Source organism: Maricaulis sp. ABE4_448, assembly GCF_056160825.1.
In genome coordinates, this window is record NZ_JBSWXX010000002.1 from 293,978 (window position 1) to 318,059 (window position 24,082).

The 24,082-nt window shown below is 64.8% G+C and carries 25 protein-coding genes; 18 read left to right on the plus strand and 7 right to left on the minus strand.

The annotated features are described in order from the left end of the window. Positions 1 to 82 precede the first annotated feature (82 nt). Positions 83 to 319, plus strand: coding sequence for a DUF2061 domain-containing protein (locus ACXAJV_RS07835; RefSeq protein WP_475083909.1), 237 nt, complete (start codon positions 83 to 85; stop codon positions 317 to 319). 66 nt (positions 320 to 385) lie between these two features. Here ACXAJV_RS07835 and ACXAJV_RS07840 read toward each other — a convergent pair whose 3' ends face one another. Next, positions 386 to 2,818, minus strand: a complete 2,433-nt coding sequence (locus tag ACXAJV_RS07840) for a TonB-dependent receptor plug domain-containing protein (protein ID WP_475083911.1) — start codon at positions 2,816 to 2,818, stop codon at positions 386 to 388. Positions 2,819 to 3,184: 366 nt separating this feature from the next. Between ACXAJV_RS07840 and ACXAJV_RS07845 the strand changes: the two genes are divergently transcribed. The 12 genes from ACXAJV_RS07845 to ACXAJV_RS07900 all read left to right on the plus strand — a co-directional run bounded on the left by ACXAJV_RS07845 (position 3,185) and on the right by ACXAJV_RS07900 (position 12,277). Continuing rightward, on the plus strand, positions 3,185 to 3,691 hold the full coding sequence (locus ACXAJV_RS07845) for a Na+/H+ antiporter subunit E (protein ID WP_475083914.1): 507 nt from the start codon (positions 3,185 to 3,187) through the stop codon (positions 3,689 to 3,691). Beyond that, positions 3,691 to 4,008 carry an MrpF/PhaF family protein gene (locus tag ACXAJV_RS07850; protein ID WP_475083917.1) on the plus strand — a complete coding sequence of 106 codons (318 nt, stop codon included), beginning with the start codon at positions 3,691 to 3,693 and terminating at the stop codon, positions 4,006 to 4,008. Before ACXAJV_RS07845 ends, ACXAJV_RS07850 begins: the two co-directional genes overlap by 1 nt. Beyond that, positions 4,005 to 4,379 carry a monovalent cation/H(+) antiporter subunit G gene (mnhG, locus tag ACXAJV_RS07855; protein ID WP_475083919.1) on the plus strand — a complete coding sequence of 125 codons (375 nt, stop codon included), beginning with the start codon at positions 4,005 to 4,007 and terminating at the stop codon, positions 4,377 to 4,379. The genes ACXAJV_RS07850 and mnhG overlap by 4 nt, the downstream gene beginning before the upstream one ends. Further along, positions 4,380 to 5,009: a DUF4040 domain-containing protein gene (locus tag ACXAJV_RS07860; protein WP_475083922.1), complete on the plus strand. Its 630-nt coding sequence runs from the start codon at positions 4,380 to 4,382 to the stop codon at positions 5,007 to 5,009. It begins immediately after the preceding gene. Further along, positions 5,006 to 5,464 carry a Na(+)/H(+) antiporter subunit B gene (locus ACXAJV_RS07865; protein WP_475083925.1) on the plus strand — a complete coding sequence of 153 codons (459 nt, stop codon included), beginning with the start codon at positions 5,006 to 5,008 and terminating at the stop codon, positions 5,462 to 5,464. Before ACXAJV_RS07860 ends, ACXAJV_RS07865 begins: the two co-directional genes overlap by 4 nt. 2 nt (positions 5,465 to 5,466) lie before the next feature. Further along, entirely contained in the window at positions 5,467 to 6,006 is a 540-nt protein-coding gene (locus tag ACXAJV_RS07870) for a cation:proton antiporter subunit C (protein ID WP_475083927.1), read from the plus strand. Next, positions 6,007 to 7,533, plus strand: a complete 1,527-nt coding sequence (locus ACXAJV_RS07875) for a monovalent cation/H+ antiporter subunit D family protein (protein ID WP_475083929.1) — start codon at positions 6,007 to 6,009, stop codon at positions 7,531 to 7,533. Between the two features lie 4 nt (positions 7,534 to 7,537). Continuing rightward, positions 7,538 to 9,019, plus strand: a complete 1,482-nt coding sequence (locus ACXAJV_RS07880; RefSeq protein WP_475083931.1) for a proton-conducting transporter transmembrane domain-containing protein — start codon at positions 7,538 to 7,540, stop codon at positions 9,017 to 9,019. Then, positions 9,016 to 9,318 (plus strand): hypothetical protein, encoded by a 303-nt coding sequence (locus ACXAJV_RS07885; RefSeq protein ID WP_475083933.1) that lies wholly within the window; start codon positions 9,016 to 9,018, stop codon positions 9,316 to 9,318. Before ACXAJV_RS07880 ends, ACXAJV_RS07885 begins: the two co-directional genes overlap by 4 nt. Further along, complete coding sequence (locus ACXAJV_RS07890; RefSeq protein ID WP_475083936.1) at positions 9,315 to 11,066, plus strand: Na(+)/H(+) antiporter subunit D; 1,752 nt, start codon at positions 9,315 to 9,317, stop codon at positions 11,064 to 11,066. Before ACXAJV_RS07885 ends, ACXAJV_RS07890 begins: the two co-directional genes overlap by 4 nt. A 162-nt stretch (positions 11,067 to 11,228) precedes the next feature. Continuing rightward, positions 11,229 to 11,588, plus strand: coding sequence for a helix-turn-helix domain-containing protein (locus ACXAJV_RS07895; RefSeq protein ID WP_475083938.1), 360 nt, complete (start codon positions 11,229 to 11,231; stop codon positions 11,586 to 11,588). Beyond that, entirely contained in the window at positions 11,585 to 12,277 is a 693-nt protein-coding gene (locus tag ACXAJV_RS07900) for a DUF6456 domain-containing protein (protein ID WP_475083940.1), read from the plus strand. Before ACXAJV_RS07895 ends, ACXAJV_RS07900 begins: the two co-directional genes overlap by 4 nt. Positions 12,278 to 12,296: 19 nt before the next feature. On the opposite strand, the gene ACXAJV_RS07905 is transcribed toward ACXAJV_RS07900, so the two are convergent. The 3 genes from ACXAJV_RS07905 to ACXAJV_RS07915 all read right to left on the minus strand — a co-directional run bounded on the left by ACXAJV_RS07905 (position 12,297) and on the right by ACXAJV_RS07915 (position 14,324). Further along, positions 12,297 to 12,716 carry a SufE family protein gene (locus ACXAJV_RS07905; protein ID WP_475083942.1) on the minus strand — a complete coding sequence of 140 codons (420 nt, stop codon included), beginning with the start codon at positions 12,714 to 12,716 and terminating at the stop codon, positions 12,297 to 12,299. A gap of 83 nt (positions 12,717 to 12,799) precedes the next feature. Next, a complete protein-coding gene (locus tag ACXAJV_RS07910) occupies positions 12,800 to 13,069 on the minus strand; it encodes a hypothetical protein (RefSeq protein ID WP_475083944.1) in 270 nt (89 codons plus the stop codon). A 223-nt stretch (positions 13,070 to 13,292) separates the two neighbouring features. Then, positions 13,293 to 14,324, minus strand: coding sequence for a hypothetical protein (locus ACXAJV_RS07915; protein ID WP_475083946.1), 1,032 nt, complete (start codon positions 14,322 to 14,324; stop codon positions 13,293 to 13,295). Between the two features lie 198 nt (positions 14,325 to 14,522). Here ACXAJV_RS07915 and ACXAJV_RS07920 point away from each other — a divergent pair, with 198 nt between their 5' ends. Beyond that, entirely contained in the window at positions 14,523 to 16,295 is a 1,773-nt protein-coding gene (locus ACXAJV_RS07920) for a sensor histidine kinase (RefSeq protein WP_475083949.1), read from the plus strand. A gap of 155 nt (positions 16,296 to 16,450) precedes the next feature. Here the strand turns inward: ACXAJV_RS07920 and ACXAJV_RS07925 are convergent, their stop codons facing one another. Beyond that, a complete protein-coding gene (locus ACXAJV_RS07925) occupies positions 16,451 to 17,320 on the minus strand; it encodes a hypothetical protein (protein WP_475083952.1) in 870 nt (289 codons plus the stop codon). 148 nt (positions 17,321 to 17,468) lie between these two features. Continuing rightward, entirely contained in the window at positions 17,469 to 19,148 is a 1,680-nt protein-coding gene (locus tag ACXAJV_RS07930; protein WP_475083955.1) for a hypothetical protein, read from the minus strand. A gap of 58 nt (positions 19,149 to 19,206) precedes the next feature. Here ACXAJV_RS07930 and ACXAJV_RS07935 point away from each other — a divergent pair, with 58 nt between their 5' ends. The 4 genes from ACXAJV_RS07935 to ACXAJV_RS07950 all read left to right on the plus strand — a co-directional run bounded on the left by ACXAJV_RS07935 (position 19,207) and on the right by ACXAJV_RS07950 (position 22,858). Further along, complete coding sequence (locus tag ACXAJV_RS07935; protein ID WP_475083958.1) at positions 19,207 to 19,548, plus strand: DUF1491 family protein; 342 nt, start codon at positions 19,207 to 19,209, stop codon at positions 19,546 to 19,548. A 67-nt stretch (positions 19,549 to 19,615) separates the two neighbouring features. Next, on the plus strand, positions 19,616 to 20,038 hold the full coding sequence (locus ACXAJV_RS07940; protein ID WP_475083960.1) for a hypothetical protein: 423 nt from the start codon (positions 19,616 to 19,618) through the stop codon (positions 20,036 to 20,038). Positions 20,039 to 20,072: 34 nt separating this feature from the next. Next, the gene (locus ACXAJV_RS07945) at positions 20,073 to 21,680 is read left to right on the plus strand and encodes a peptide chain release factor 3 (protein WP_475083963.1); all 1,608 of its coding nucleotides are present in this window, start codon (positions 20,073 to 20,075) and stop codon (positions 21,678 to 21,680) included. Continuing rightward, entirely contained in the window at positions 21,677 to 22,858 is a 1,182-nt protein-coding gene (locus ACXAJV_RS07950; protein WP_475083965.1) for a mechanosensitive ion channel family protein, read from the plus strand. Before ACXAJV_RS07945 ends, ACXAJV_RS07950 begins: the two co-directional genes overlap by 4 nt. 6 nt (positions 22,859 to 22,864) lie before the next feature. Here the strand turns inward: ACXAJV_RS07950 and ACXAJV_RS07955 are convergent, their stop codons facing one another. Further along, a complete protein-coding gene (locus ACXAJV_RS07955; RefSeq protein WP_475083968.1) occupies positions 22,865 to 23,947 on the minus strand; it encodes a DUF2336 domain-containing protein in 1,083 nt (360 codons plus the stop codon). Positions 23,948 to 24,082: the final 135 nt, after the last annotated feature.

The following is a 24,082-nucleotide window of genomic DNA, read 5'->3' on the forward strand; positions in this document are numbered from 1 at the left end:
GAAAGTTTTCATTGGCAAACCCGCTACCACAATGCCAAAGTGCAATTGAGAATTATTCGCAATTCTGCACTGAGGTTCTGTCATGTCCGCTCTTGTCCGTTGCTGTGCCGTACCTCTCGACTGGGGCAGCCTGCGCGTACCGCGTGGTGCTCTCAAGACTGTGAGCTATGCGTTGATGCACCTTGTTGTCGCCATGGCGGTCGCGTTCGCCCTGACGCGTAACTGGCATGCCGCACTGGCCATCGGCCTGATCGAGCCCCTGGTGCAGACTTTCGCCTATTCCATGCATGAGCGCGTCTGGGCCCGCGACGGGCTGTGAGGAAAGCGCGAAAGAAAAATGCCCGGCCGGAGCCGGGCATTTCCTTGTGCGATTGCCGCTGCCAGCCTACCAGCTGTAGCGGATCCGGCCGTAGACATAGCGGCCGGAGAAGCCGAAGGGCGAGAAGCCGGAGAAGGGGAAGATCCGGCTGAACGTGCCGTCCAGCGCCGGGGTTTCCGCGGTGACGTCCGGATACTCGTCGAACAGATTGTTCGCTCCGAAGGCAACATTCAGCCCCTCGGTGACATCGGCAGAGAATTCCGCATCGACGATGGTTTTCGGCGAGAGCACCTCGTCGCCGGAACCGTCGGCCGCCGTGCCCGGATCAACCGTTTCGCCGAAGCGCGTTGCACGAACATAGCCGGCGAACGGACCGCGCGACCAGTCGACCGACCCGATCAGCTTGTTCTCCGGCTGACCGACCTCGAAGCGGGCAATTTCGCGCCGCGCGAAGAGGGAGACCCCCGGCAGGACTTCCGAGGTCGGGGCGTCGGTAACTTCGGTCTCGGTGATGTTGGCACCGAAGGTCAGGTCGAAATCACCCCAGTCGGCCGTCTCGAAACCATAGCTGGCAACCAGGTCAACACCGCGGGTTTCCGTTTCCACACCATTGATGAAGAAGCGGGCGCTGGTGATGTTGGTGATGCCGGCATTGACCAGCAGGGCTTCCACATCCGGGCCGGAAAGGTTTTCCGACAACACGATGCGGTCCTCGATGTCGATGGCATAGGCATCCACCGTCAGCGTGAACCCGCCCTGGGTGAAGACGAGACCGCCGGAAATGTTCAGCGATTCCTCGGCTTCCAGCGGCTCACCGCCCAGCGCGGCTGCGACCGGGCTGGTGGCCGGGAAGGTGCCGACCTCGACCGGAACCGGCGGCGTGCCGGTGAACACGGTCGATGTGGAAGTGAAATAGGCCTGTTGCAGCGAGGGCGCCCGGAAACCGTTCGACACGGCACCGCGCAGCGCCAGCGCATCGGTCAGCTGGTAGCGCGCTGCCAGCTTGCCGGTGACGGTTTCGCCGAAGTCGGAATAGCTTTCCGCCCGCGCGGCGGCGGAGACGGTGAAGCGGTCGGTGACATCGGTTTCCAGATCGATATAGGCGGCGATGGAATCGCGGTCCTCGTCGATCGCGTTGGACGGCTGGAAGCCCGGGAAGACCTGGCTGCCGGTGGCGAGAATCTCGCCATTGGGACCGGTCACGCCGCCATTGATGTAGGAGGCCGGTTCGCCCGCCTCGATCTCATAGCTTTCCAGCCGGTATTCCAGGCCGACAGCGACACTCAGCGGACCGGCGAAGGCGTCAACGGCGTAATTGCGCTGGAAGTCGGCATTGGCGGTCAGCTGGTCATAGATCAGCGCGCCGGCGTCGAAGCGCGTCGGGCTGGCGGCGCCCATCGAGGTGTTGACGGAGTTCTCCACGCCATAGCCCAGCTCGTTGCGGCCATAGCCCAGGCTGAAATCATAGCCCCATTCGGCCCAGTCGCCACGCACGCCGCCCAGCACGGAAATGTCTTCGACATCCGTGGTGATGTAGGGCAGGAAACCGTCCGGATAGATCGACGGGACATTGCGGGAATCCTGGGCGCGGCGATAGAAGCCGGCGCCCTGGCCGTCGCGCTGCTGATAGCTCGCCCAGCCATAGAGTTCGGCATCGGCATTGATCGGCAGGCCGGCATTGGCGAACAGGCTGATCGCTTCGGAGGCGGACAGGCCGAAACGGTGATTGATCCGGTCGAAGCTCTGCTCGCGCGGATCGAGACCGCCGCCGGTGAGGGAGGGGTATTGCTGGCGAGTGTCCGGGCCGGCGCGATTGGTGGGTTCGCGATCGCGGTATTCTGCCGACAGGGTCAGGAAGCCTTCCGCGCCGAGCGGCAGGCCGACCCAGCCGGACAGGCTGGTCGTGTCGCCGTCCGAGGCCGAGCGCGGCTGGTCGACGAGCGGGATGTCTGTGGCGTATTGGCCGAAGCTGGCCGTCACCTGGCCGCCCTCGCGCGCTTCACGCAGGCCGACATTGATCACGCCGGCGATGGCGTCGGAACCGTACTGGGCCGAGGCTCCGTCGCGCAGAACTTCCACGCGGCCGATGGCGGAGACCGGGATGGTGTTGAGGTCGACGGCCGAGGAGCCGCGTCCGACCGAACCGTTCAGATTGACCAGGGCCGAGGCGTGGCGGCGGCGGGAATTCACCAGCACCAGCGTCTGGTCCGGACCCAGGCCGCGCAGCGTGGCCGGGCGCACATGGTCGGTGCCGTCAGTGATCGCCGGCTGCGGGAAGTTGAAGGAGGGCAGGGCGTAGGACAGGGCCACATTCAGCTCGGTCGAGCCATTGTTTTCCAGCGTGCCGGCCGAGATCACATCGACGGGCGCCGTGCTCTCCAGGGCGGTGCGGCCTTCGGCACGCGTACCGGTGACGACGATGACGTCCTCCGCCGACTGGGCGACGGCTGACGCTGCGGTCAGGGCGCCCAGGGCGGCGCCGAGAAGCAGGTGTTTCATGAAAATTCCCTTACATATCCGGGGGTGTCGGGTGGGGTGCGGACCATCCGTTGGGGGCGGGGTCACTCGCGATTTGGGGCGTCATGCAACCGATGCAAGAATATGACGGGAGTTTGACATGACTCTGTGGGCCAAATGTCACACTCCGGCCCGGCGCCGCGGACCGCGACTGCAATTCTTGGCGCGGTGGACAGGCGGCCGCCGGCACCTGTTTATATCCGCGCGCGCGTGCACCTGTTTTATGCACATGCCTGCCCCCTTGATGACCGCACTGAAAGTGTGTGCAACTGGTCGCCCGGTTCTTCTGGTCAAGCCCGTTTCCGGCCGCTAATAACCGGGTGAAGCGTTAACGCGCGGGGAGAATCCATGTTCTACGGCGTCAGCCTCACCGCCATTCTGGTGGCGCTCTGGCTCACCCTTTCGGGGAGCTATACCCTGAGCGGCGACCATCCCATCATCATGGGATTGGGTGTGATCTCGATCGTGATCGCCGTCGCCCTGACCTTTCGCATGCGGATCGTCGACCGCGAGACCGTGCCGGTTGCACCGGCGCCGGCCCTGTTCGGTTACTGGTCCTGGCTGGGCGGCGAGATCGTCAAGGCCAATCTCGCGGTCACCCGCCTGGTGTTGAAGCCGGAAATCGACATCGAGCCGCGCCTGGTGCGCGTGCCGGCGCAGCAGCGCTCGGGCCTGGGCCTGTGCGTCTTTGCCAACTCGATCACGCTGACGCCGGGCACGGTGACGGTCGATATCGAGGATGACGGCTTTCTGGTGCACGCGCTGGACACGTCCTTCACCGACCCGGCCGGGTTTGCCGAAATGGGCGCCCGCGCCGACAGCGCCACCGATGGCCGCCGCAAGGAGGTGAAGTGATGGAGTGGGTGAATTTCGTCATCGCGCTCGGCGTTGCCGCCGCCATGGCCATCATGCTGGCGCGCCTGTTCGCCGGGCCGACCCTGTATGACCGCGTTCTCGCCGTGAACTCCTTCGGCACCAAGACCGTGCTTTTCCTGCTGGTTTTCTCCGCCATTTCCGGCCGCCAGGACGCGATCGATATCGCCATTCTCTACGCGCTGATCAATTTCGTCGCGACCATCGCGATCCTGAAATTCTTCCGCTACCGCTCGCTGGAAATCGCCCTGGCGCAGATGTCCCTGCGCAAGGCGCTCGACGGGGAGTACGAGAAATGAACTGGGGCGAGATCCTTCAGTACGCGCTGTTCGCCGGCTCCGTCGCCGCGATGACGACGGGCCTGGTTTTCGTGCTCGCCGGTGCGACGGGCGTCATCCGCCTGCCGGACTTCTACACCCGCATGCACGCCGCCGGCGTCACCGACACGCTGGGCGCCGAGCTGATAACCCTCGGCCTGATCCTGCAGGCGCAGGACTGGCAGACTGTCGCAAAACTGCTTCTGGTCGGTCTCCTGGTCTTCCTGACCAGCCCGACCGCATCGCATGCCATCGCCAATGCCGCGCACCGGGCCGGACACAAGCCGCGCCTGTCGCGCTTCCACCCGCCGCATCCGAGCGAGGCCGGCAAGGCGAGCGGGGAGGGCCACTAAATGGACCACGCCGATCTCACCCAGTATCTGGACTATGTGCTGATCGCCATGCTGCTGGCGGTAGGCTTTGCCATTGTCCGCCTGCGCAACCTGTTCGCCGTGGTCATGCTGACCGGCGTCTATTCGCTGCTTTCCGCGGCCTGGTTCGTCTCGCTCGACGCGGTCGATGTGGCCTTCACCGAAGCGGCTGTCGGCGCGGGCATTTCCACCGTGCTGATGCTGGGCGCCATGCTGCTGACCGCCCGCGAGAGCGAGCCGGCCGGCGCCAAGCGCCACTGGGCGGCCCTGGCGGTCGTGGTGGCGGCAGGCGCGGCGCTGTTCTTCGCCATTCCCGACATGCCGGTCTATGGCGATCCCGATTCGCCCGCCAATTCCTATGTCGGCATGGATTACATGACGTCTACGCCGGACGAGATCGCCATTCCCAACGTGGTCACGGCGGTTCTGGCGTCCTACCGGGGCTATGACACGTTCGGCGAGACCGTCGTGATCTTCACCGCCGCGCTCGGCGTGATGCTGCTGCTGGGCTTCGGCACCGGCCGCCGCGAGGACGACGAAGATTCTGACGGGGGCGAGACCAAGGTCAAACCTGGCGAACCCGTGTCCGGCAAGATGGAGGACAAGGCATGAGCCCGCACCTGATCCTGCGCGTCGTCTCCAAACTGCTGATCCCGATGATCGTCGTGTTCGGCTTCTACGTGCATTTCCACGGTGATTTCGGACCGGGCGGGGGCTTCCAGGCCGGCGTCATCATCGCCGTTGCCGTGATCCTCTATGCCCTGATTTTCGGGATGGAAGAGGCCCGCAAGGCCGTGCCGCCGGTTGTCGTGCGCTATGGCGCCGCGCTGGGCGTGCTGATCTATGCCGGTACCGGCATCGCAACCCTGTTCATGAACGGGGCCGGCGAACCGCTGAACTTCCTCGACTATGACGCGCTGCATCCCGACCAGAGCCACCATTCCGGCCAGCATTACGGCATTATCCTGGTCGAGCTGGGCGTGCTGACCACGGTGACCTCGGTGATGCTGGCCATCTTCTACGCCTTCGCCGGCCGCGTGCCGGACATTCCGGAAGAGGAGTGGTGAGCATGCTGGAAATCATCCTCGAACGCTTCAACTATATCCCGATCATCATCCTGATGATGACAGGCCTGTATGTGGTGATCGCTACCGGCAATCTGGTGAAACGCCTGGTCGGCCTGTCGCTGTTCCAGACCTCGGTCTTCCTGCTCTACATCACCATGGGCAAGGTCTTTGGCGGCCAGCCGCCGATCATTGTCGGTGACCATCATGGCGAAGACGCCGGTCATGGCGCCGATGCCGGCCATGCCGCCGCTTCGGCGGTGGAACACGCCAGCGATGTTGCGGCCGGGCACGCGCCGGCCAATGCGCCGGGGCTGGGCGAGGATGTGCCCAACCGCGTTGCCGACAGCGCACACAGCGCTGCCGAAGTGATCTATTCCAACCCGCTTCCGCACGTCCTGATCCTGACCGCGATCGTCGTCGGCGTGGCGACCCTGGCCGTCGGCCTGGCGCTCGTCGTCCGCATCCGCGAGGCCTATGGCACGATCGAGGATGATGCGCTCAATGCGGCCGATTATTCCCTTGAGACCGGGAGCGCCGAATAAATGGACATGCTGGCCTCTTTCCTGCCGGCAGGCCTTGCCGTGCACGCGCCTGCGCTGATTGTCGTCATTCCGCTGATCATGGCGGCCGTGGCGGCCTTCATGCCGAAGGGCCTGTGGGCCTGGGGCGTGACCCTCGTCACGGCGATCGCCGTGGCGGTGCTGTCGCTGAACATTCTCGGCCAGGTCTCGACCGGCGGGGTGATTTCCTACGCCATGGGCGGCTGGGCGCCGCCGGCCGGCATCGAACTGCGCGTCGACATGCTCAACGTGCCGCTCCTGCTCCTGGTGGGCATTGTCGGCCTCCTGTGCGTCATCTACGCCCTCCCGTCGGTCGCTGACGAGATCGCCAAGAAGCAGCAATCGCTCTTTTATTCCGCCTTCCTGGTCTGCTTTGCCGGCCTTCTGGGCGTGACGATTACGGGCGATGCGTTCAACGTCTTCGTCTTCCTGGAAATCTCCTCGATCTCCACCTACACGATCATCGCCATGGGCGCCGGCAAGGATCGCCGCGCCCTGACCGCCAGCTATAATTATCTGGTGCTCGGCACAATCGGCGCGACCTTCTTCGTGATCGGCGTCGGCTTCCTTTACATGGCCACCGGCACGCTCAACATCGCCGACATGGCCGCCGTGCTGGAACAGAACGGGCATGACCGCGTCACCCAGGCTGCCTTCGCCTTCATCGTGGTGGGGCTGGGCCTGAAGGCCGCGATGTTCCCGCTGCATGTCTGGCTGCCCAACGCCTACGCTTTCGCGCCGAACTTCGTCACCGCCTTCCTGGCCTCCACGGCCACCAAGGTGGCCTTCTACGCGCTGATCCGCTTCGTCTTCTCGGTCTTCCACCCGGACGTAAGCTTTGTCGCGATGTCCTTCACCTGGCTGTTCGCCGTGGTCGGTGTCATCGCCATGATGGTGGCTTCGGTGCAGGCGGTCTTCCAGACCGACGCCCGGCGCCTTCTGGCCTACTCTTCGGTGGCGCAGGTCGGCTACATGATGCTGGGTCTGGGCATGGGCACCGCAGCCGGCCTGTCGGCCAGCATGCTGCACCTGATGAACCACGCCCTGATGAAGGGCGCGCTGTTCATGGCGCTGGGCGCCTTTGCGCTGAATTTCGGTGTGCGCCGGGTCAAGGATCTCGCCGGTCTCGGTCAGACCATGCCGGCCTCCTCGGCCGCCTTCACCATTGCCAGCCTGTCGCTGGTCGGTGTGCCGCTGACGGTGGGCTTCACCTCGAAATGGTATCTGGTCACCGCCGCGCTCGAACGCGGCTGGTGGTGGGCGGTTGCCGCACTGATGATCTCCTCGCTGCTGGCGCTGGCCTATGTCGCCCGGCTCCTGTCGGCGATCTGGATGGAAACGCCGCCGGCCGGCAAGGCGGGTATTGCGCCGGGCCGCCGCCTGGCGCCGTGGATGGTGCTGGCCCCGATGAGCCTGCTGGCCTTCGCCAATATCTACTTCTTCTTCCACGCCGACCCGCTGGTCGGCCTGGCCCGCGCGGCCGCCAATGCCGTGATGGGAGGAAACTGAGCCGATGTGGACGCCTGAACTCTCCCTCGCCCTGGCGCTGGCCATCCCGGCCATCGGCGGTGTCGCCGTGGCGCTGCTGGGCAAGTATCCCAATCTGCGCGAAGGCGCGACGCTGGTCTCGGCCGTCCTGCTGGCGCTGAATGTCGCCTATCTGGTCGAGATTGCGCCGGGCCGTCCGGTTCTGGAACTGGCCAATCTGGCGCCAGGCCTGCACCTGGTCTTCCGCCTGGAACCGCTGGGCGCGCTGTTCGCCGCGGTGGCCTCGGGCCTGTGGATCGTCAACTCGCTGTATTCCATCGGCTATATGCGCGGGAATAACGAGAAGAACCAGACGCGCTTCTATGTCTGTTTCTGCATCGCCATCGGGGCCGCCATGGGCGTGGCCCTGTCCGGCAACCTCTTGACGATGTTCCTTTTCTACGAAGTGCTCACCCTGTCGACCTATCCGCTGGTCACGCACAAGGGTGATGCGAACGCCAAGCGCGGCGGCAAGATCTATCTGTCCATCCTGCTGGGCACCTCGATCGGCCTCTTGCTGCCCGCCGTGATCGCCACGCATTATCTCGCCGGTTCGACCGATTTCGTCGCCGGCGGCCTCTTGGCCGTCAACGAGGTGACGCCCGCCATCGCCGGCGTGCTGCTGGTGCTGTTCGCCTTCGGGATCGGCAAGGCGGCGCTGATGCCGGTCCACCCCTGGCTGCCCAACGCCATGGTCGCACCGACGCCGGTCTCGGCCCTGCTGCACGCCGTGGCCGTTGTGAAGGCCGGCGTGTTCGCCATGCTGAAAGTGGGCACCTACATCTTCGGTCCCGCCCTGATCGCCGCCACGCCGACCTCGGACGCCTTGGCCTGGATCGCCGGTATCTCCATCGTGCTGTCTTCGGTCGTCGCGATGACCAAGGATAATCTGAAGGCCCGGCTGGCCTTCTCCACCGTCTCCCAGCTCTCCTATGTCACGCTGGGCGTGATGCTGGCCTCGCCGCTGGCCATGCTGGGCGGGGCGCTGCAGATCGTCATGCACGCCTGGGGCAAGATCACCCTCTTCATGAGCGCGGGCGCCATCTATACCGCCACCAAGAAGACCGAGATCTCGCAGATGGCAGGGCTGGGCCGCTACATGCCCTGGCTTTTCATCGCCTACACGGTCGGCGCGCTGTCGATCATCGGCTTGCCGCCGCTGGGCGGCACCTGGCCCAAACTCTTCCTGATGCAGGGCGCCTGGGAGAGCGGTCACGGTCTGCTGATCGTGGCGCTGGTGGCCTCGTCCATCCTCAATGTCGCCTATCTGCTGCCGCTTTCGGCGCGCGGTTTCTTCTCCGCGCCGGAAGAGGCCAAGCTGAAGAAGAAGCCGCCCATGCTGGTCATCCTGCCGCCGGTCATCACGGCTGCGGGCGTGCTGGTGCTCTTCTTCCTGATCGGGCCGCTGCGCGATTATCTCGCGCCGGTCTTCCTGTCCTCGTCCCTTGCTGCGGAGGCCGCCCTGTGAGCGATCAATCCGGCAAACACGATGAACTCGTGCATCCCGCGGCCCGGCCCTTCCTGTGGCTGGACGCGAAATGGCTGAAATCCTCGATGCTGTGGATCCTGCTGGTCCTCGCCGTCGGCTTTGCGGCGATCGACCTCTTCCATCATCGCCATGAATACGTGCACCTGGCCGAGACACCGGGCTTTTATGCCCTGTGGGGTTTCGGCTCCTTCGTGCTGGCCGTCATGATCGGCTGGTTCGTGATCCGCGGCCTTCTGGGCCGTGAGGAAGACTATTGGGACGAGGAGGGCGACCAATGATCGAGGCCCTCTACGACGTCTCCCCGGCCTGGCCGGTCATCATCGCCGGCCTGATCGCGGCCGCCGTGCCGAACCATTATGTGCGCAAGGGCCTGGCCCTGCTCGCACCGGTGCTGGCGGGCTTCCTCTGGTTCAACGTGCCTTCCGGCGTTCACACCGGCGGTATTATCGAACTGGGCGGGTTCACGCTGGAAACCTTCCGCTATGACGGCCTGTCCCGCATCTGGGGCCTGATCTTCATCATCGCGGCCTTCATCAATGCGCTCTACGGTCTGCATTCCAAAGACCGTGTCGGCGATGCCTCCGGCCTGATCTATGCCGGTGCCGGCCTCGGCGCCGTCTTCGCCGGCGATCTCCTCTCGCTCTTTTTCTTCTGGGAGCTGACGGCGATTTCCTCGGTCTTCCTGATCTGGGGCTCCAAGACCAATGAAGCCTACAAGGCGGGGCTGCGCTATCTGGCGATCCATGTCTTGTCCGGCGTGATGCTGCTGGCCGGTGCCGTGATCCACTCCGCCGATACCGGCAGCTGGGCGTTTGACGAGAGCCTCTCGGTGAACACGCTGGGCGGTTTCCTGATCTTCCTCGCCTTCGGCATCAAGTGCGCCTTCCCCTTCCTGCACAACTGGCTGCAGGACGCCTATCCCAAGGCGACGGTCACGGGCGCTGTCGTGCTCTCGGCCTTCACCACCAAGCTGGCCGTTTACGCCCTGGCGCGCGGCTATGCCGGGACCGACATGCTGATCTGGATCGGCGCGATCATGACCGCCTTCCCGGTCTTCTTCGCCGTGGTCGAGAACGATCTCAGGAAGGTGCTGTCCTACTCGCTGAACAACCAGCTGGGCTTCATGGTGGTCGGCATCGGTGTCGGCACCGAGCTCGCCATCAATGGCGCCGCGGCCCACGCCTTCGTGCACATCATCTACAAGGCGCTTTTGTTCATGAGCATGGGAGCCGTGCTCTACCGCGTCGGCACCGTGAAGGCGTCCGAACTGGGCGGTCTGTTCAAGACCATGCCGGCGACCGCGATCTTCTGCATCATCGGCGCCGCCTCGATCTCGGCCTTCCCGCTCTTCTCCGGCTTTGTCGCCAAGGCGATGACGCTGGCGGCGGTGGCGCACGAGGGGCACTATATCGTCTGGTTCGTCCTGCTGTTCGCATCGGCCGGCGTGCTGGAGCACTCGGGCATCAAGATCCCGTATTTCGCCTTCTTCGCCCACGACAAGGGCCACCGCGTCCGCGAGGCGCCGGTGAACATGCTGATGGCGATGGGGATTGCCGCGCTGATGTGCGTCTATCTGGGCTGGCCCGACATGTTCGGCATCCCGGGCGGTTATCGCGCGCTCTACAATCTCACGCCCTTCCCGGAGGTGGCGAACGAATATCCCATGTGGACCTTCGACCACGTCGTCGGGCAGATGCAGCTCCTGCTCGCCGCGCTCTTCGCCTTCGCCTTCCTGGTGCGGATGAAGTGGTATCCGGACGAGAAGCGCTCGATCAATCTCGACTTCGACTGGGTCTATCGCCGGGCCTTCGACGGCACGGCCCGCTGGGGTCACGCCATGTTCGGCCGGCTGTGGGCGTCGATCGGCAATGTCCTGGCTGCGGCACGCACCCGGATGGGCGGCCGGCTGTTCCAGGCATTCAGTCCTATGGGCGCAATCAGCCGGGATATCCCCTCTGGCATGCTGGCCATCTGGACCAGTGCGCTTTTGGCGATCGTCCTGATTATCGCCTATATCGCCCCTTAGGCACCAAGGGGTTAGAGCGGAAGCGAGGGCGTCACACGCAAGGGTGGCGCCCTCTTTCTTTACAACGTTAATAGGAATATTATCCCCACCGGGCGTAGTCCACCTAGCCTTTCACTCACGCCGCGGCCGCCATTCGAGGCCGCGCGAGACCGGGAGTGCAGGATGGTACGAGCGATGGAAAGACTGGCCGACGATGTGGCCCGGGCCCGCCTGGCGCAGAGCGCCGCGGCCTATGCGTTCGGGGTGCCGCAGCAGGATCTCGAGGCGCCGACACGGCATTCGCGGGAGGCTGCGCTGGCGCGGCAGGTGGCGATGTATCTCGCCCATGTCGCCTTCGAACTGCCGCTGACCCGCGTCGCCCAGGCCTTCGGCCGCGACCGCTCCACTGCCGCTCATGCCTGTCACCGTATCGAGGACCGGCGCGACGATCGCGATTTCGACGCCTGGATGGATGCGCTGGAGGAAAGCCTGCGCGGCACACCGCGCATCCTCGTACAATCCAGCGGGGAGGAGGGGGCATGAGCGCACCGCGCTGGATGCGGGCGCTGTCGCGCCGCGGCGCCATCCTTCTGCCCCATGCCGGCTCGCACGCCGTCTTCGCCGGCCCCGATCGCCGACGCCGGCCGCTCGCCCGGCTCACACCCGCCGACATGCGCGAGGCCGAGACCGGCGGCTGGCTCGCCCGCTGTGGCGGCGGCTACACGCTCTCGGCGGCCGGTCATGTGGCACTATGTGACACCAATGGGTCACCCATGGTGCAGCAATCTCACCTCATTGAGCGTCCTGTGATGCACGAAAGCGGGCGTATCGAGACGGTCATGGCCAATGCGCTGGAAGGCCCGCTGGGCAAATGGTCCGGCCTTCTGGGCCCCGCCGAGCGCAATGCTGCAGAACGCTTCCTGGCCGATTATCACCGCTCCAGCCTGACCCAGCGCACCACCCGTAACTGGTCCCCCACAGCCCCGCGCCGCGGCGAGGGGCCGCGCCGGGGACCGGAGGACGCCACGCTCGGCGCCGTCGCCGCAAAGGACCGTGTTTTCAAGGCGCTGGATATGCTGGGACCGCAATTCTCGAAGATCGTCGAGGCGGCGCTGATCCGCGAGGAAAGCCTGGCTGCCATGGAACGACGGTTCGGCTGGGGCCAGCGTTCCGGTGGCACGGCGGTCAAGCTCGCCCTGGGGCGGCTGGCGGAAATCTATGGCTCGGGGTGAGGGCGTGCCCGTTTGGACGTCAGGCTCCCGCCGCCCCGCGAATCCGGCCGATCATCGAGGTCAGGCCGTTGGAGCGTTGCGGGGAGAGGTGTTCGGACAGGCCGATCCGCTTGAGCACTTCGCGCGCATCGACCGACAGGATGTCTTCCGGCGTCCGGCCGGAATAGACCCGCAGCAGCAGGGCGGCCAGACCGCGCACGATATGCGCGTCGCTGTCGGCACGGAAGGTGAGGGTGTTTTCGCCCGGTTCGGTGACCAGCCAGACCTGGCTGACACACCCCTTCACCTTGTTGGTGTCGGTGCGGTCGCTCTCGGGCATGTCGGGCAGGGCCTTGCCCATATCGATGAGATACTTGTACCGCTCCTCCCAGTCGCCCAGGAGGTCGAACTCGTCGACGATGTCTTCGATCTCGGAATGGATGTCGCTGTGTGCCGTCATGTCAGGGCCGACGTAGTGCGGCCGTGGCGGCAAGGCAAGCATCCGGTGCGGTATTGGACAGCATTCCCGTGGTGGGGGAAGTGTCAGGAATTGCGTTCGGCTTCGTGCTCGACAAGCGCGGCTTCGATCCGGGTGGCGGCCATGTCCGTCAGGAAACCGCCAAGCCGGGCGGCCTCGCGGCCGGCATCGCACAGGGCGGCGTTATCGTCGCACCAAGCGCTGACGGGCTCGCCGGCATCAATCCGGGTTTCAGCCAGATTCTGCGGCAGGTCGAAGGCATCTCCCGCGAAATCGCGGGGGACAAACACGCTGACGACGGCAAGCCAGAGGGCTGCGCGCAGCAAGAACATCATGATCGACCTCCTTCTTATTGGCACTCAAGAGGCGAGAACCTCCTCAATGCAGGATCGAGGCTAGTCGAAGGTGCGAAGTATAGCGAGCGAATCCGCCGTTAACCAAGAATGTCGTGCAAATATGGATCAGCGTCTTTTTGTAAAATTTGCCCGCAATTTTATCTTGTCCCTGATCGAGACACTTTTTGTTAATACGTCACCTTTCGAGCCGCTCAAATGCGGTCTATTCGGACGTATCCGCGGTATCGAGGCAGCGGCTGACATCGAGCAGGGCATGCTCGGCGATGCAGAAACTGTCCTCATACTTGAAATGCCCGGCGGCAACGCATTGCTGCAGATCCAGCCGGACCCAGGCGAGGCAACGCTCGACCATCGGATCGCTGAGCAGGCTGTCGATCGCGGCATCGGTATCGGCGCCGGTGTCCTGCAGCGATTGCAGGGCCGCGACCGAAAGAATACGGCCGACGCGGGAACGGTCGGGATCCGGAACCGCTTCGCCGACGGTCAGCGAAAGCTGCGGCGTCAGCGCATCATCCACAGGTGTGGCCACGTCCAGTGGCGTCACCCGCTCGAACAGGGCCGAGGCCGGGACCGCAGCGCCGAGGTTGCTGCCGGACGACAGGCGCAGCGTGTCCGGAAGCGTCAGCGGGCTTTCGGTCAGCTCGGAGATCGCCGCCAGGCGGGCGGCCCGGTCGCGATAGACCCGGTTGGCCCAGCGCTCGGACTGCAGCGAGTAGGCGGCAGAGCGGTAGCGCTCGGACACTTCGCGGATCTCGGCATTGTCGCGACCCACGGCATCAATCACCGAATCCTGGGCGTCGCCGGCCGCCGGGAAACTGGTTGCGAAGGCCGGGTCATTCATCAGGCCGGACATGGCGGCATTGGGCCCGTAATAGTCGGCCAGCTCGCGGACCTGGTCGATATAGTCCGGGTGATGCGCGGCGATAATCGAGGCGTAGGCGATCCAGCCGGGCGCCAGCCTGTCTTCGCCGTAAAAGGCGGAGAGACGGTCCATCGCCATGTCGAGATCGTCGCCCGACCCGATCGGCGCTTCCCGCAGATCGGCGACCACGCCGTGATAGGCGGCATACTGTCCGGCAGAGCGGCGGACCATGCCCTCGGTCTGCGGCGGCGCAATGCCGAGCTGGAGCTGCGGGGCGGGGGCGCTGCTGGCGGCCGTTTCCGGCGCCGGCTCTGTCGTGTCCTGCGCGACAGACATCGTGAGGACGAGCGCCGTGAGCGAACTGACAAACATTCAAAGACTCCTGACACGTCCCGCAAACATATTGCCTTGTCCGGCGAACAGCGCCAAGTGTCCATGCATGATGAATCATACGAAGACCGGTTTGTTCAGAAATGTAAATGAACCGATCTTAAGATTCAGCATTTGTTAACGATAAAGGCGAAGATTCCGGCGTGTAGGAATCAGGTGGCAGTCCGTACCGGTTGAGAGATGGACCCTAACAGCGACGATATCACGGCCTGGATCGCCCGCCGCGGTGGCGTAATTGTCAATCTCGTATGGATTGGCACGCTGGCGGCTGCGGCGCCGCAGGTCTGGCCTCTGCTCGGCGGCGCGGAATGGATGCGCGCGCTGGGTCTGACGGCACTTGCCCTGCCGGCCATCGCCGGTCTCCTCCTGCTGCCGCGTCTTGTGCATCCTTTCGAACGCTTTCTCCTGGCGATGATCTGGACGGCCTTTGCGGCCGGGATCGCCGTCACCGGTGGCGGTGTCACCGGCATCGGTGCGCTCGCCTTCCTGCTGGCACCGGCTGTCGCCGCGGCCAGTGGCCTGCGTGACGGCGTCGTCAAGGCAGCCTCCCTGTCCGGCCTGGCGGCGCTGGTCGTCGCGGCGCTTCAGATTACGGGCTTCGTCGCGCCGGCGCCGATGGCTGTCGAGCTGCACCTTCCCTTCGTTCTGGGCTGCGCGCTGATGCTGGCAACCGGCTTCGGCCTGGGCGCCCTGCGTGCTGTGCGTGAAGCCGACGCGGTGCGGGCCGAAGCCGAACGGGGCCGCGTGCGCTCGAAGGCCTTCGATCATGCGCCGGCGGCCATTGTCGCGTGCGATGGCGATGGCAACATCCTTGCCGCATCGGAGGCGCTGCGCGAACTGTCGCCGGGCCTGCCGCGCGAACTGGCCGGTCTGCCGCTGTGCGATCTGGGTTTCGACGATGAAAGCCGCGCCGATCTGGCTGCCCGCGCCCGCAAGGCCGCGCTCGCGCCGTCGACCGGACATCTCGTTCTGCGGGGCCCGAGCGGCCATGAAGCCGACGTCCGTTTCCACAGCCGGCCGCTTCCCGGTGGCGGCGCGGTTGCGCTGTTTGCCGATGATCAAGGGCCAGCCCTTGAAGCCCGTGTCCGCGAGGCCGAGCGGGCGCGCGAGGCCGCGGAAGAGGAAGCGCGCGCCAAGTCCCAGTTCCTGGCGTCTGTGAGCCATGAACTGCGCACGCCGCTGAACGCCATTATCGGCTTCTCCGACGTCATGAAGGCGCGGCTCTTCGGACCAATGCCGGCGCGCTATGCGGAATATGCCGATCTGATCCACGAAAGCGGTCAGCACCTGATGGAGCTGATCGGCGACGTGCTCGACATGTCGAAGATCGAGGCCGAGCGTTATGAGCTGGTTCGCGAGCGGTTCGATATCGACGAGATTGTCGGCCTGGTCGCCAAGATGATGCGCCTGCAGGCGGAAGAGGCCGGTATCACCCTGTCGGTGAAGCGCAATGATGTTGCCGTGCCGGTCATGGGCGACCGAAAGGCGCTGCGCCAGATCCTGCTGAACCTGTTGTCGAACGCTGTGAAGTTCACGCCGGAAGGCGGGGCGATTGTCGTGATGGCCCGTCCGTCCGGCGGTCAGCTGGTTCTGGCTGTGGGCGATAGCGGCGTCGGTATCGACCCGGAAGAGGCCGAGCGCCTGGGTCAGCCCTATCAGCAGGCCGCCAATGCCCGCGACATCGAAAAGCGCGGCACCGGGCTGGGTCTATCGCTGGTACGCGCCCTGGCCGAACTGCATGGGGGGCACATGTCGATCGCCTCGCGCAAGGGTGTCGGTACGACCGTGACGGTGACCCTGCCGATCCTCGCCGACAAGCGCGGTGATGTGGAAACCTGGCCGGCCGGTACAGTGACCGGGCTGGATGTCCGTCAGCAGATCGAGCGCGCCCAGGCCGCGTCGCAGGACATCACGGCGGCACCGGTCGTCGGCCGCACAGGCACGGAATCCTGACGCCGGAGCATTTTCAGCGCCTTGAGAGCTCCGGCTTTTTGCCAGCCTCATTTTCGAACCGCAAAAACCGGTGCTCACTTTTCCTGAAAATGCCGGGTCCTGAGCGGTCGCATTTCCAAACCGCAAAACCGGTGCCCACTTTTGCTGAAAATGCTCTAGCTCCGCGGAACCGACAGATTTCCCGAGCGCACGAAGGCGCGTGCGGCACCGAAATCCCCGATTTCGAAATAGTAGTGACCGATCGTATCGCCATGCCCGTCGATCAACTCGATACGGGCTGTCTCGCGCGGGTCGCGGGCGATGATGGCCTCGACAGCGCTTGCGGGGAAATGGAAGACCAGACCGGTCCCATCGGCGCTCAGGGCAGCCTGCTCGGCGGCATTGCCGCGGCCGCTGGCCCAGACCAGCGCGCGGGCATAGTCCGGCGGTGTCCAGTCCGCCCATTGAGCACCCGCCGGAGCGGGGAAGTGCCCGTCCAGCGTCGGGTCGTAAAGATCCGGCTCCCGGCGCATGTCGCGCAGGACGAGAACAGCGGAGACCGCTTCCGGCGTTGCGGGCATGGCGGCGGAAAAGCGGATGCGCTGATCGGTGCGGCTGAGGCCGACACGCAGCATGCCTGTATCCTGAAGCGCCGCCCAGCCCGGTTGACCGGCGATGAATGAGCGGGTTGCGGTCCAGCCGAAATCCAGACCATCGTACTGCATGTCGCGCAGCCGCTGCCAGCCGATGAAGGCGTCGGCGACGCGGTAACGCAGCTCGGCCACTTCCGGCCAGCTGCAGTCTGTCGCGCCGGCCTGGGCCTCAATCTCGGCGGCATAGTCGTCCAGGGCGTGGGTCGAGACGCCGTCGCGCAGCAGCGTGCCGCGGGCTTGCAGCCGGGCGGCATTCAGCGCGTCGCGCTGTTCGGCGGTAAACAGGCCGCAGCGCGTGTCGAGATCCAGGGCGAGCTGGCGCTCGCCGAAGATCAGGCCGGTCGCCTCATTGGCGATGGCCGGTCCGCTGGCGGCCGTCAGTGCGGCGGCCAATCCGGCGGCTGCGATCCGGCGTCTGGTTGAAAAGCACATGTTTCGTCCCGTTCCCTACAGGTCCGGGTTTAGCAGGGACGCTTTTATGCCGCGTGAAGAAGATGGGTTAATGCCTGGCTAAGGCATTGAGTAAAATGAAACCCTCGTCTCACGCGGCGGCCTTGCGGCGGCGCATGGCGCCGCGCAGCAGCAGGAGGAGCGCCGCGCCGAACAACAGGAAGGCGGCATCGCGAGTGTGATCCACGGCCAGTTCCTGCACGCGCTCGAACAGGCTCGGCGGCTGCACCGAGAAGTCCAGCGGGGTCACACCGCGCGCGCTCCAGACTGCGGCCCGGCCTTCCAGCGCGGACCAGAGATTGGAGCGGGCCAGCTGGCGGCCGGCACTTTCGAAAGAGGCGATATCCGGCGCCGTCAGCGTTCCGATCCAGCGGCCGGCATTGCGTCGGTCCTGGAAGAGCGAGGCGACACCCACGCCCAGTTCCGCCCCTTCACGGGGCGTGGTCGTTTCGCCGTCACTGTCGCTGTCATCGGCATAGGCAGCCGCAGCCAGGCGCATCAGGCCGCGCTGGCCGCGCGAGCGTTCGGCGGCGCGCAGGGCGGCGCGCAGCTCGTCCGGCGCATTGCGGTCGATAATTTCGAACTGGGTCGAGTTGGGGCCGACGACCAGAAGATTGTGATTGGCGGGCGCCTCTTCCCCGGCATCGCCATACCAGGCATAGAGCCAGGCTTCGCCGCCGATCAGGGCGGCGCGGGCGAGCACCGACAGGGCGCCATAGCGGTCGCTGTCGAAGCGGGTGGAGAATTGCACTGCGGTGCGGGCGCCCTGGTCGGCACTGAAAGGCAGGCCCGAGGCCGCGAAAGTGCGCAGGTCCGCCGTTTCGGCGAGAGACGTATCAAGCTCGATGGCGGGACGGCCCAGACGCTCTGCCCGGATGGCGTCGGCCGCGAGGAAGGTCGCGCCATGACCGGCAAAGGAGCGGGCGCCCATCAGGCGGGCTGCAGCGGTCGCTTCGTCGATATTGCGTCCGGTGACAACGAGGCGCGGCTGGCCGTCATTGTAGAAGGCGATTTCGGGGCCCTGGCTGTTTTCCGAGCGCAACGCGGCCCGGTCTGCATCGTCCAGGCGAGCTAGTTCGGCGATGCGCACAACCAGATCGGCATTGTCCGTGTCGCCGGAGAATAGCGGCACTTCGCCGGCGCGGAGGGCGACGCCCTGGGCGACCAGGCTTTCCAGCGTGGTCCGCTCACGACCGGCTTCCGTATCCAGTGCGATGCGGCGCGGCGCGGCAAAGTCCGATCCCAGCGCCTGTTCGAGCTCGCCCAGTGTCGACAGCGGCGCGACAGGCTCCAGCGTCAGGCGAAGGCGCGAGCGGCGCGCATCGACGATCCAGCCGGTGGCGGCGGTCTCGGTGGCATAGCTGATGGTGAGCGTGTTCTCGCCCGGGCGGAAATCAGCGGAGAAGAGCGCGAAACGGGCTTCCATCGCGCGGGCTTGCGGGCGAATGACAATCGGATCGCCGCCATTGACGCTGACCTGGATACGTCCATCCGTACCGTCGCTGGCCGGGCGAGCGGCCAGACGCAGCGAGGCTTCCGAGCTGACAACATGCGGCGGCAGGTTGAAACGGATATCGGCCGCCGGCTGTGAGGTGGAGAGAACGAAAGCGTCGCCGTGGCCGTCGAGATCGGCGAGGGCACGTTCCTCGGTGTTCACGCGTTCGGCTGCATGCTGTTCGACTGGCGCAGCCTCCTGTATCGAAGACGATTGGGCACCGGACACACACGCGGACCATGCGAAAATGGCCGCCGACACAACACGAACAATCATGGAATGCTCCCTCACCCGATTAACAGTTTATTAAGCAATTGAGCGGCCATCAACGGAAATGAGCGAACTGAAGACGAGATTCTGGGTCGATGCCCTTGTCAGGCGCGCTGATACGGGTCTGGCGTCTGCCTATGTGATTCGCCGGGGAGACGAAGATGCGGGTGCTGTGCTCGTAAAGGTGGTGCTCGCGCGCGACCTGGCACAGCTTTATGTCCCGGCGCGGGACGGTGAGGGGAAGCGGGTGTGGACGCTGTTCCGCCGGGTTCCGTCTGGCGAAGCCGATATCGACGCCTATTGCCGGCGGCGTATCGACGATGATCCGGACATCTGGCTGGTGGAGATCGAGGACCGGGGCGGGCGCCATTTCCTGACCGAGCCGGTCGAGTCTGCGGAGCGGTAGAAAAACCTTAACGTCGTTCCGCAATACTCGATGACGCCAAAATGCTCATTTCGTAACGAGACGGACGATGTTGTTCCTCTTCAACGATGTCGTGTTCGACCTGGGTGATTTGAAGTCGGTGCTGAGAGATGGCAAAATGCCGCTCACACCCGCCCAGATCCAGACACTGACCGCCAGCCAGCTCAACGCGCTGGTTCGCGAAGCCGTGTTTGCCGATCCGGATGTCGCGCGCAGCAAGCCCGAGCATATCCGGCATCTGTGTGCGCTGATCTGCTATGTCGAGCCCGGAGCAAACGCGCTGCTGGCAGTGCGTCCTGAGGGGGCGGCGAGCTGGCATGCGGTTGGGCTGCGCTATGCCAATGTGCCGATCACGACGCTGGCCTACCTCTGGAGGGAACAGCAGGAAGGTGGCCTCACGGCGTCCCGTGCAAACAATGTGGTCTGGATGGCGGGCAGTGAGCCCTTGCCTCCGGCCACGGGAACGGGGTAACCCCCCGGCTTGCATTGTCTTGCGAGCCTTATTGATGACTTCCAATTCGACAGACGCGCCGGAATGGGCGCGCCGCCGGTCCTTCGCCATCATCTCACACCCGGACGCCGGTAAGACCACGCTGACGGAAACCCTGCTGCTGTCAGCCGGTGCGATCCGTCTGGCCGGACAGGTGCGCGCGCGCGGTGAAAGCCGCCGCACCCAGTCGGACTGGATGAAGATCGAGCAGGAACGCGGCATCTCGGTCTCGGCGTCTGTCATGACGTTCGAACACCGTGGTCTCCTGTTCAACCTGCTCGATACGCCGGGCCACGAGGACTTCTCCGAGGACACCTATCGCACGCTGACCGCTGCTGACAGCGCCATCATGGTGCTGGATGCCGCCAAGGGTGTTGAGCCCCGCACGCTGAAACTGGTCGAGGTCTGCCGCCTGCGCGACATCCCGATCGTGACCTTCATCAACAAGATGGACCGCGAGGCGCTGGACCCGGTCGACCTCCTCGAAGACATCCAGGACAAACTGGCTCTTGATGCCACGCCGATGCAGTGGCCGTCGGGATCGGGCAAGCGCTTCAAGGGCGTGCTCGACATTGCCACCGATGATCTGCTGCGTTTTCAGAAGCCGGGCGAGGACCGCGACCCGCAAGAGCCCGCCGAACGCGTTGCCCTGGACGGCAACGCGATCAGCGAGGTGCTGAGCGAGGAAGAGGCTGACGAGCTGCGCGAAGGTGCGGATGTCGCCAAGGAGCTCTGTCCACCCTTCAATCACCAGAGTTTCCTGGAAGGTCATCTCACACCGGTCTTCTTCGGATCGGCGTTGCGCGGCTTCGGTGTGCGCGAATTGCTGGAGGGGCTCGCCGATATCATTCCAGGTCCGGCATCGGTCACGGCCGCAGCCAATGGCAATCCTGTCGAGATCGAACCCGGCGGCAAGGAAGTCGCGGGCTTTGTCTTCAAGGTGCAGGCGAACATGGACCCCAACCACCGCGACCGGGTGGCCTTCGTGCGCCTGTGTTCGGGCAAGTTCAAACGCGGCATGAAACTGAAGACCGAGGCGGGCAAGCAGCTGACGGTCTCCTCGCCCATCCTGTTCTTCGCCCAGGATCGCGAGATCGCCGACGAGGCCTTCGCCGGCGATGTGATGGGTGTGCCCAACCACGGCACATTGCGCGTCGGTGACAGCCTGTCTGAGAGTGGCAAGCTGCGCTTCACCGGCATCCCCAATTTTGCACCGGAAATCCTGCGCCGCGCCCGCCTGGCTGATCCGCTGAAGGCGAAACACCTCAAGAAGGCGCTGGAGAGCCTGGCCGAGGAGGGCGTGACGCAGCTCTTCCGGCCGACGCTGGGCGGTGACTTCATCGTCGGCGCCGTTGGTGCGCTGCAGATCGACGTGATGCGCGAACGTGTTGCCGCCGAATACGGGCTGGAAGTCGATTTCGAGGCGGCGCCTTATGAGACCGCGCGCTGGATCGAGGGGGACCGCGACAAGATCGAGGCTTTCGCCGACCGGCATAAATCGGCGATGGCCGTGGATATCAATGGCGATCCGGTCTTTCTGGCCAAGAGCGCCTGGGAAGTCTCCTATTCCGAAGAAAAATTCCCCGACGTGTCCTTCCACCGGGCCAAGGAGCGTGCCGCATGAGTGCTACCGTGACTGACAGCATTCCCGAACAGCTCCAGGAGTTCTGGGGCATTGTGGAGGAGGTCTGGGAGACGTCCTTTCTCGGCATCAGCGTCGGCCAGGGTCTGCTGGCCATTCTGGTGGTCCTGATCGGTATCGGCATTCGAGGTCTGATCGCGAAATGGCTGCTGGCGGTGCTGCAGCGTCTGGCCAAGCGGTCGGAGACCGAGTTTGACGATGCGGTCGTCGAAGCGCTTGCCGGGCCGATGAAGCTGGTCCCGGTGATCATCGCGCTCTTCTTCGCCATCAATATCGTCCAGCTGGGGGGCGACGGGGCGTTGCGCGGGCATCAGTTCGTCCAGTCGCTGGTCGTCATCGCCCTGTTCTGGGCCCTGCATAACGCTGTCGGCCCCTTTGCCTTTGCACTTCAGGGGCTTCGCAATGCACTCACGCCGGTCATGATCGACTGGCTGACGAAGGCGCTGCGGATCGTCTTTATCATCGTCGGCGCGGCCGCCGTTCTGCAGGTCTGGGACATCCCTGTCGCGGGGGTTATTGCAGGTCTGGGCCTGTTTGGCGTCGCAATCGGCCTGGGCGCCCAGGATCTGTTCAAGAACCTGATTGCAGGCATCCTGATCCTGACCGAGAAGCGCTTCCTGCCGGGCGACTGGGTTTTCGTTGATGGTGTGGTTGAGGGTACAGTAGAGGAAATCAATTTCCGCTCGACCCTGGTGCGGCGCTTCGACAAGGGTCCGGTCTATGTCCCGAACTCGAAACTGTCGGACAATGCGGTGACCAATTTTTCCCGCATGACCCATCGCCGCATCAAATGGGCGATCGGCGTGCGCTACGACACGACGTCAGAGCAATTGCGCGAGATCCGCGACAAGGTGCTCGCCTATGTGTCGGAAAATCCGGAATTTGCCGCTCCGCCGGAAGTCGCCACCTTCATGCGCGTCGATGCTTTTGGCCCGTCCTCGATCGACTTCCTGCTCTACTGCTTCACCAAGACCACCAATTGGGGCGAGTGGCTGCGGCTGAAGGAAGAACTGGCGCTTTTCGTCAAGCAGACGGTGGAAGAGGCCGGTACGGAGTTCGCCTTCCCCTCGACCTCCGTCTATCTGGAAGGCGGGGCCGAAGTGTTCCAGCCGCCGCAGGACGACGCGGCGGGTGCAGTGGCCGCCGCCAGCAAGGCCTGACCGGTCTCAGGCCGCCATGTTCTTGCGCATGCGCCAGAAGCGCATGGCGCGGGCGGCGTCGTCGGCGGTGATCGCGTCGTAGAGCTGACCCAGTTCTCGGGCATCCCGGAAGGCGTCCTCGCCCGCGGCGTGGCGCAGCACGGCCAGCGTCACGAAGAGCGCCTTGTCGAATCCTGCGGACTTGCAGATCAGCGCCAGCGGATCGATCGATTCCTGCCGGATCGCGCGCCGGGCGGCGACATAATCGACCCCGGTCATCTCGGCGAAGGCGGCATAGAATTTTGTATATTCGCGTTCGCGCAGAAGCCGCGCGAGCAGATTGCCGGTCAGCTGTTTGCGCAGCGCCATGGTCTGCACGAATTTCTCTGCAGCCGCGATATCACGGTCCTCCGCCATGCGCTGGGCCAGCCGGGCTTTAGAGGTCGCCATGGCATGCTCGAGCACAGCCGGGTCGACCGCGTCGAACCGCTCCATGATCCGCTCGCGCAGGCTGTTGCCGACGGTGAGCATCAGGTCCGCCAGGAGATCGTTCGGCGTGTCGCCGCGCTCGACCAGCGGGCCTTGCAGGACCGGCGAGGTTTCGGCGCGTTCGGTGACGGTCTCGAAGGTTTCGCGCGACAGGCGGGCGCCGTCATTGCGGATCAGCTGGGCGACGGTCTCGTCATCGCCGCGGCGGACAATCGTGTCCGACAGGCGCTCGCAAACCTCTTCGCGGCGCGACATGGCCTTGAGGTGGCCCTGTTCGGCGGTTTCGGCGATGGAGAGCAGGTCGTTGTCGGTGAGCACTCTGGAGCGGGCCAGCATCGGCGCGGCCACTTCGATCGCATCCTGCGCCAGTTGCAACACCAGGCCGCGCGGGGCCTGCGGCGCATCGGCGAAGCGCTGGGACAGTTCTTCACGCGCATCCCGGGCGGTCTGCTCGGCCAGAGAAGAGAGGAGTTCGTCAAACTTGTGCGAAGTGGCACTGCCGCTTTCCGGCGTCTCCTCGAAGAAGAGATCCGTGACTTCACGCAGCAGGGTCCGCCGGCGTTCCGAGGACTTCTCCTTAGCCAGTTCGACCAGATTGTTCAGCTTGCTGACGACGGCCATTGCCCACTCCCACCGATCAGGGCCTGCAGGTTGACGCACGCGGGTAAACAAAGCGTCAGCCGGGGCACGCAAATTGTCGGATATAGTGTGTTTTTTATGAGCGCGAGCAGATGGCCAGCCCGTCCGGAGGCGATC

Bases quoted from the DNA above. Each gene is read 5' to 3' on its own strand.
- mnhG (WP_475083919.1), top strand. From the start codon at position 4,005: ATGAACTGGGGCGAGATCCTTCAGTACGCGCTGTTCGCCGGCTCCGTC.
- ACXAJV_RS07915 (WP_475083946.1), bottom strand. From the start codon at position 14,324: ATGTTTGTCAGTTCGCTCACGGCGCTCGTCCTCACGATGTCTGTCGCG.
- ACXAJV_RS07955 (WP_475083968.1), bottom strand. From the start codon at position 23,947: ATGGCCGTCGTCAGCAAGCTGAACAATCTGGTCGAACTGGCTAAGGAG.
- ACXAJV_RS07845 (WP_475083914.1), top strand. From the start codon at position 3,185: ATGTTCTACGGCGTCAGCCTCACCGCCATTCTGGTGGCGCTCTGGCTC.
- ACXAJV_RS07920 (WP_475083949.1), top strand. From the start codon at position 14,523: ATGGACCCTAACAGCGACGATATCACGGCCTGGATCGCCCGCCGCGGT.
- ACXAJV_RS07890 (WP_475083936.1), top strand. From the start codon at position 9,315: ATGATCGAGGCCCTCTACGACGTCTCCCCGGCCTGGCCGGTCATCATC.
- ACXAJV_RS07935 (WP_475083958.1), top strand. From the start codon at position 19,207: ATGAGCGAACTGAAGACGAGATTCTGGGTCGATGCCCTTGTCAGGCGC.
- ACXAJV_RS07850 (WP_475083917.1), top strand. From the start codon at position 3,691: ATGGAGTGGGTGAATTTCGTCATCGCGCTCGGCGTTGCCGCCGCCATG.
- ACXAJV_RS07940 (WP_475083960.1), top strand. From the start codon at position 19,616: ATGTTGTTCCTCTTCAACGATGTCGTGTTCGACCTGGGTGATTTGAAG.
- ACXAJV_RS07875 (WP_475083929.1), top strand. From the start codon at position 6,007: ATGGACATGCTGGCCTCTTTCCTGCCGGCAGGCCTTGCCGTGCACGCG.
- ACXAJV_RS07835 (WP_475083909.1), top strand. From the start codon at position 83: ATGTCCGCTCTTGTCCGTTGCTGTGCCGTACCTCTCGACTGGGGCAGC.
- ACXAJV_RS07860 (WP_475083922.1), top strand. From the start codon at position 4,380: ATGGACCACGCCGATCTCACCCAGTATCTGGACTATGTGCTGATCGCC.
- ACXAJV_RS07880 (WP_475083931.1), top strand. From the start codon at position 7,538: ATGTGGACGCCTGAACTCTCCCTCGCCCTGGCGCTGGCCATCCCGGCC.
- ACXAJV_RS07900 (WP_475083940.1), top strand. From the start codon at position 11,585: ATGAGCGCACCGCGCTGGATGCGGGCGCTGTCGCGCCGCGGCGCCATC.
- ACXAJV_RS07865 (WP_475083925.1), top strand. From the start codon at position 5,006: ATGAGCCCGCACCTGATCCTGCGCGTCGTCTCCAAACTGCTGATCCCG.
- ACXAJV_RS07950 (WP_475083965.1), top strand. From the start codon at position 21,677: ATGAGTGCTACCGTGACTGACAGCATTCCCGAACAGCTCCAGGAGTTC.
- ACXAJV_RS07945 (WP_475083963.1), top strand. From the start codon at position 20,073: ATGACTTCCAATTCGACAGACGCGCCGGAATGGGCGCGCCGCCGGTCC.
- ACXAJV_RS07910 (WP_475083944.1), bottom strand. From the start codon at position 13,069: ATGATGTTCTTGCTGCGCGCAGCCCTCTGGCTTGCCGTCGTCAGCGTG.
- ACXAJV_RS07895 (WP_475083938.1), top strand. From the start codon at position 11,229: ATGGTACGAGCGATGGAAAGACTGGCCGACGATGTGGCCCGGGCCCGC.
- ACXAJV_RS07840 (WP_475083911.1), bottom strand. From the start codon at position 2,818: ATGAAACACCTGCTTCTCGGCGCCGCCCTGGGCGCCCTGACCGCAGCG.
- ACXAJV_RS07905 (WP_475083942.1), bottom strand. From the start codon at position 12,716: ATGACGGCACACAGCGACATCCATTCCGAGATCGAAGACATCGTCGAC.
- ACXAJV_RS07930 (WP_475083955.1), bottom strand. From the start codon at position 19,148: ATGATTGTTCGTGTTGTGTCGGCGGCCATTTTCGCATGGTCCGCGTGT.
- ACXAJV_RS07870 (WP_475083927.1), top strand. From the start codon at position 5,467: ATGCTGGAAATCATCCTCGAACGCTTCAACTATATCCCGATCATCATC.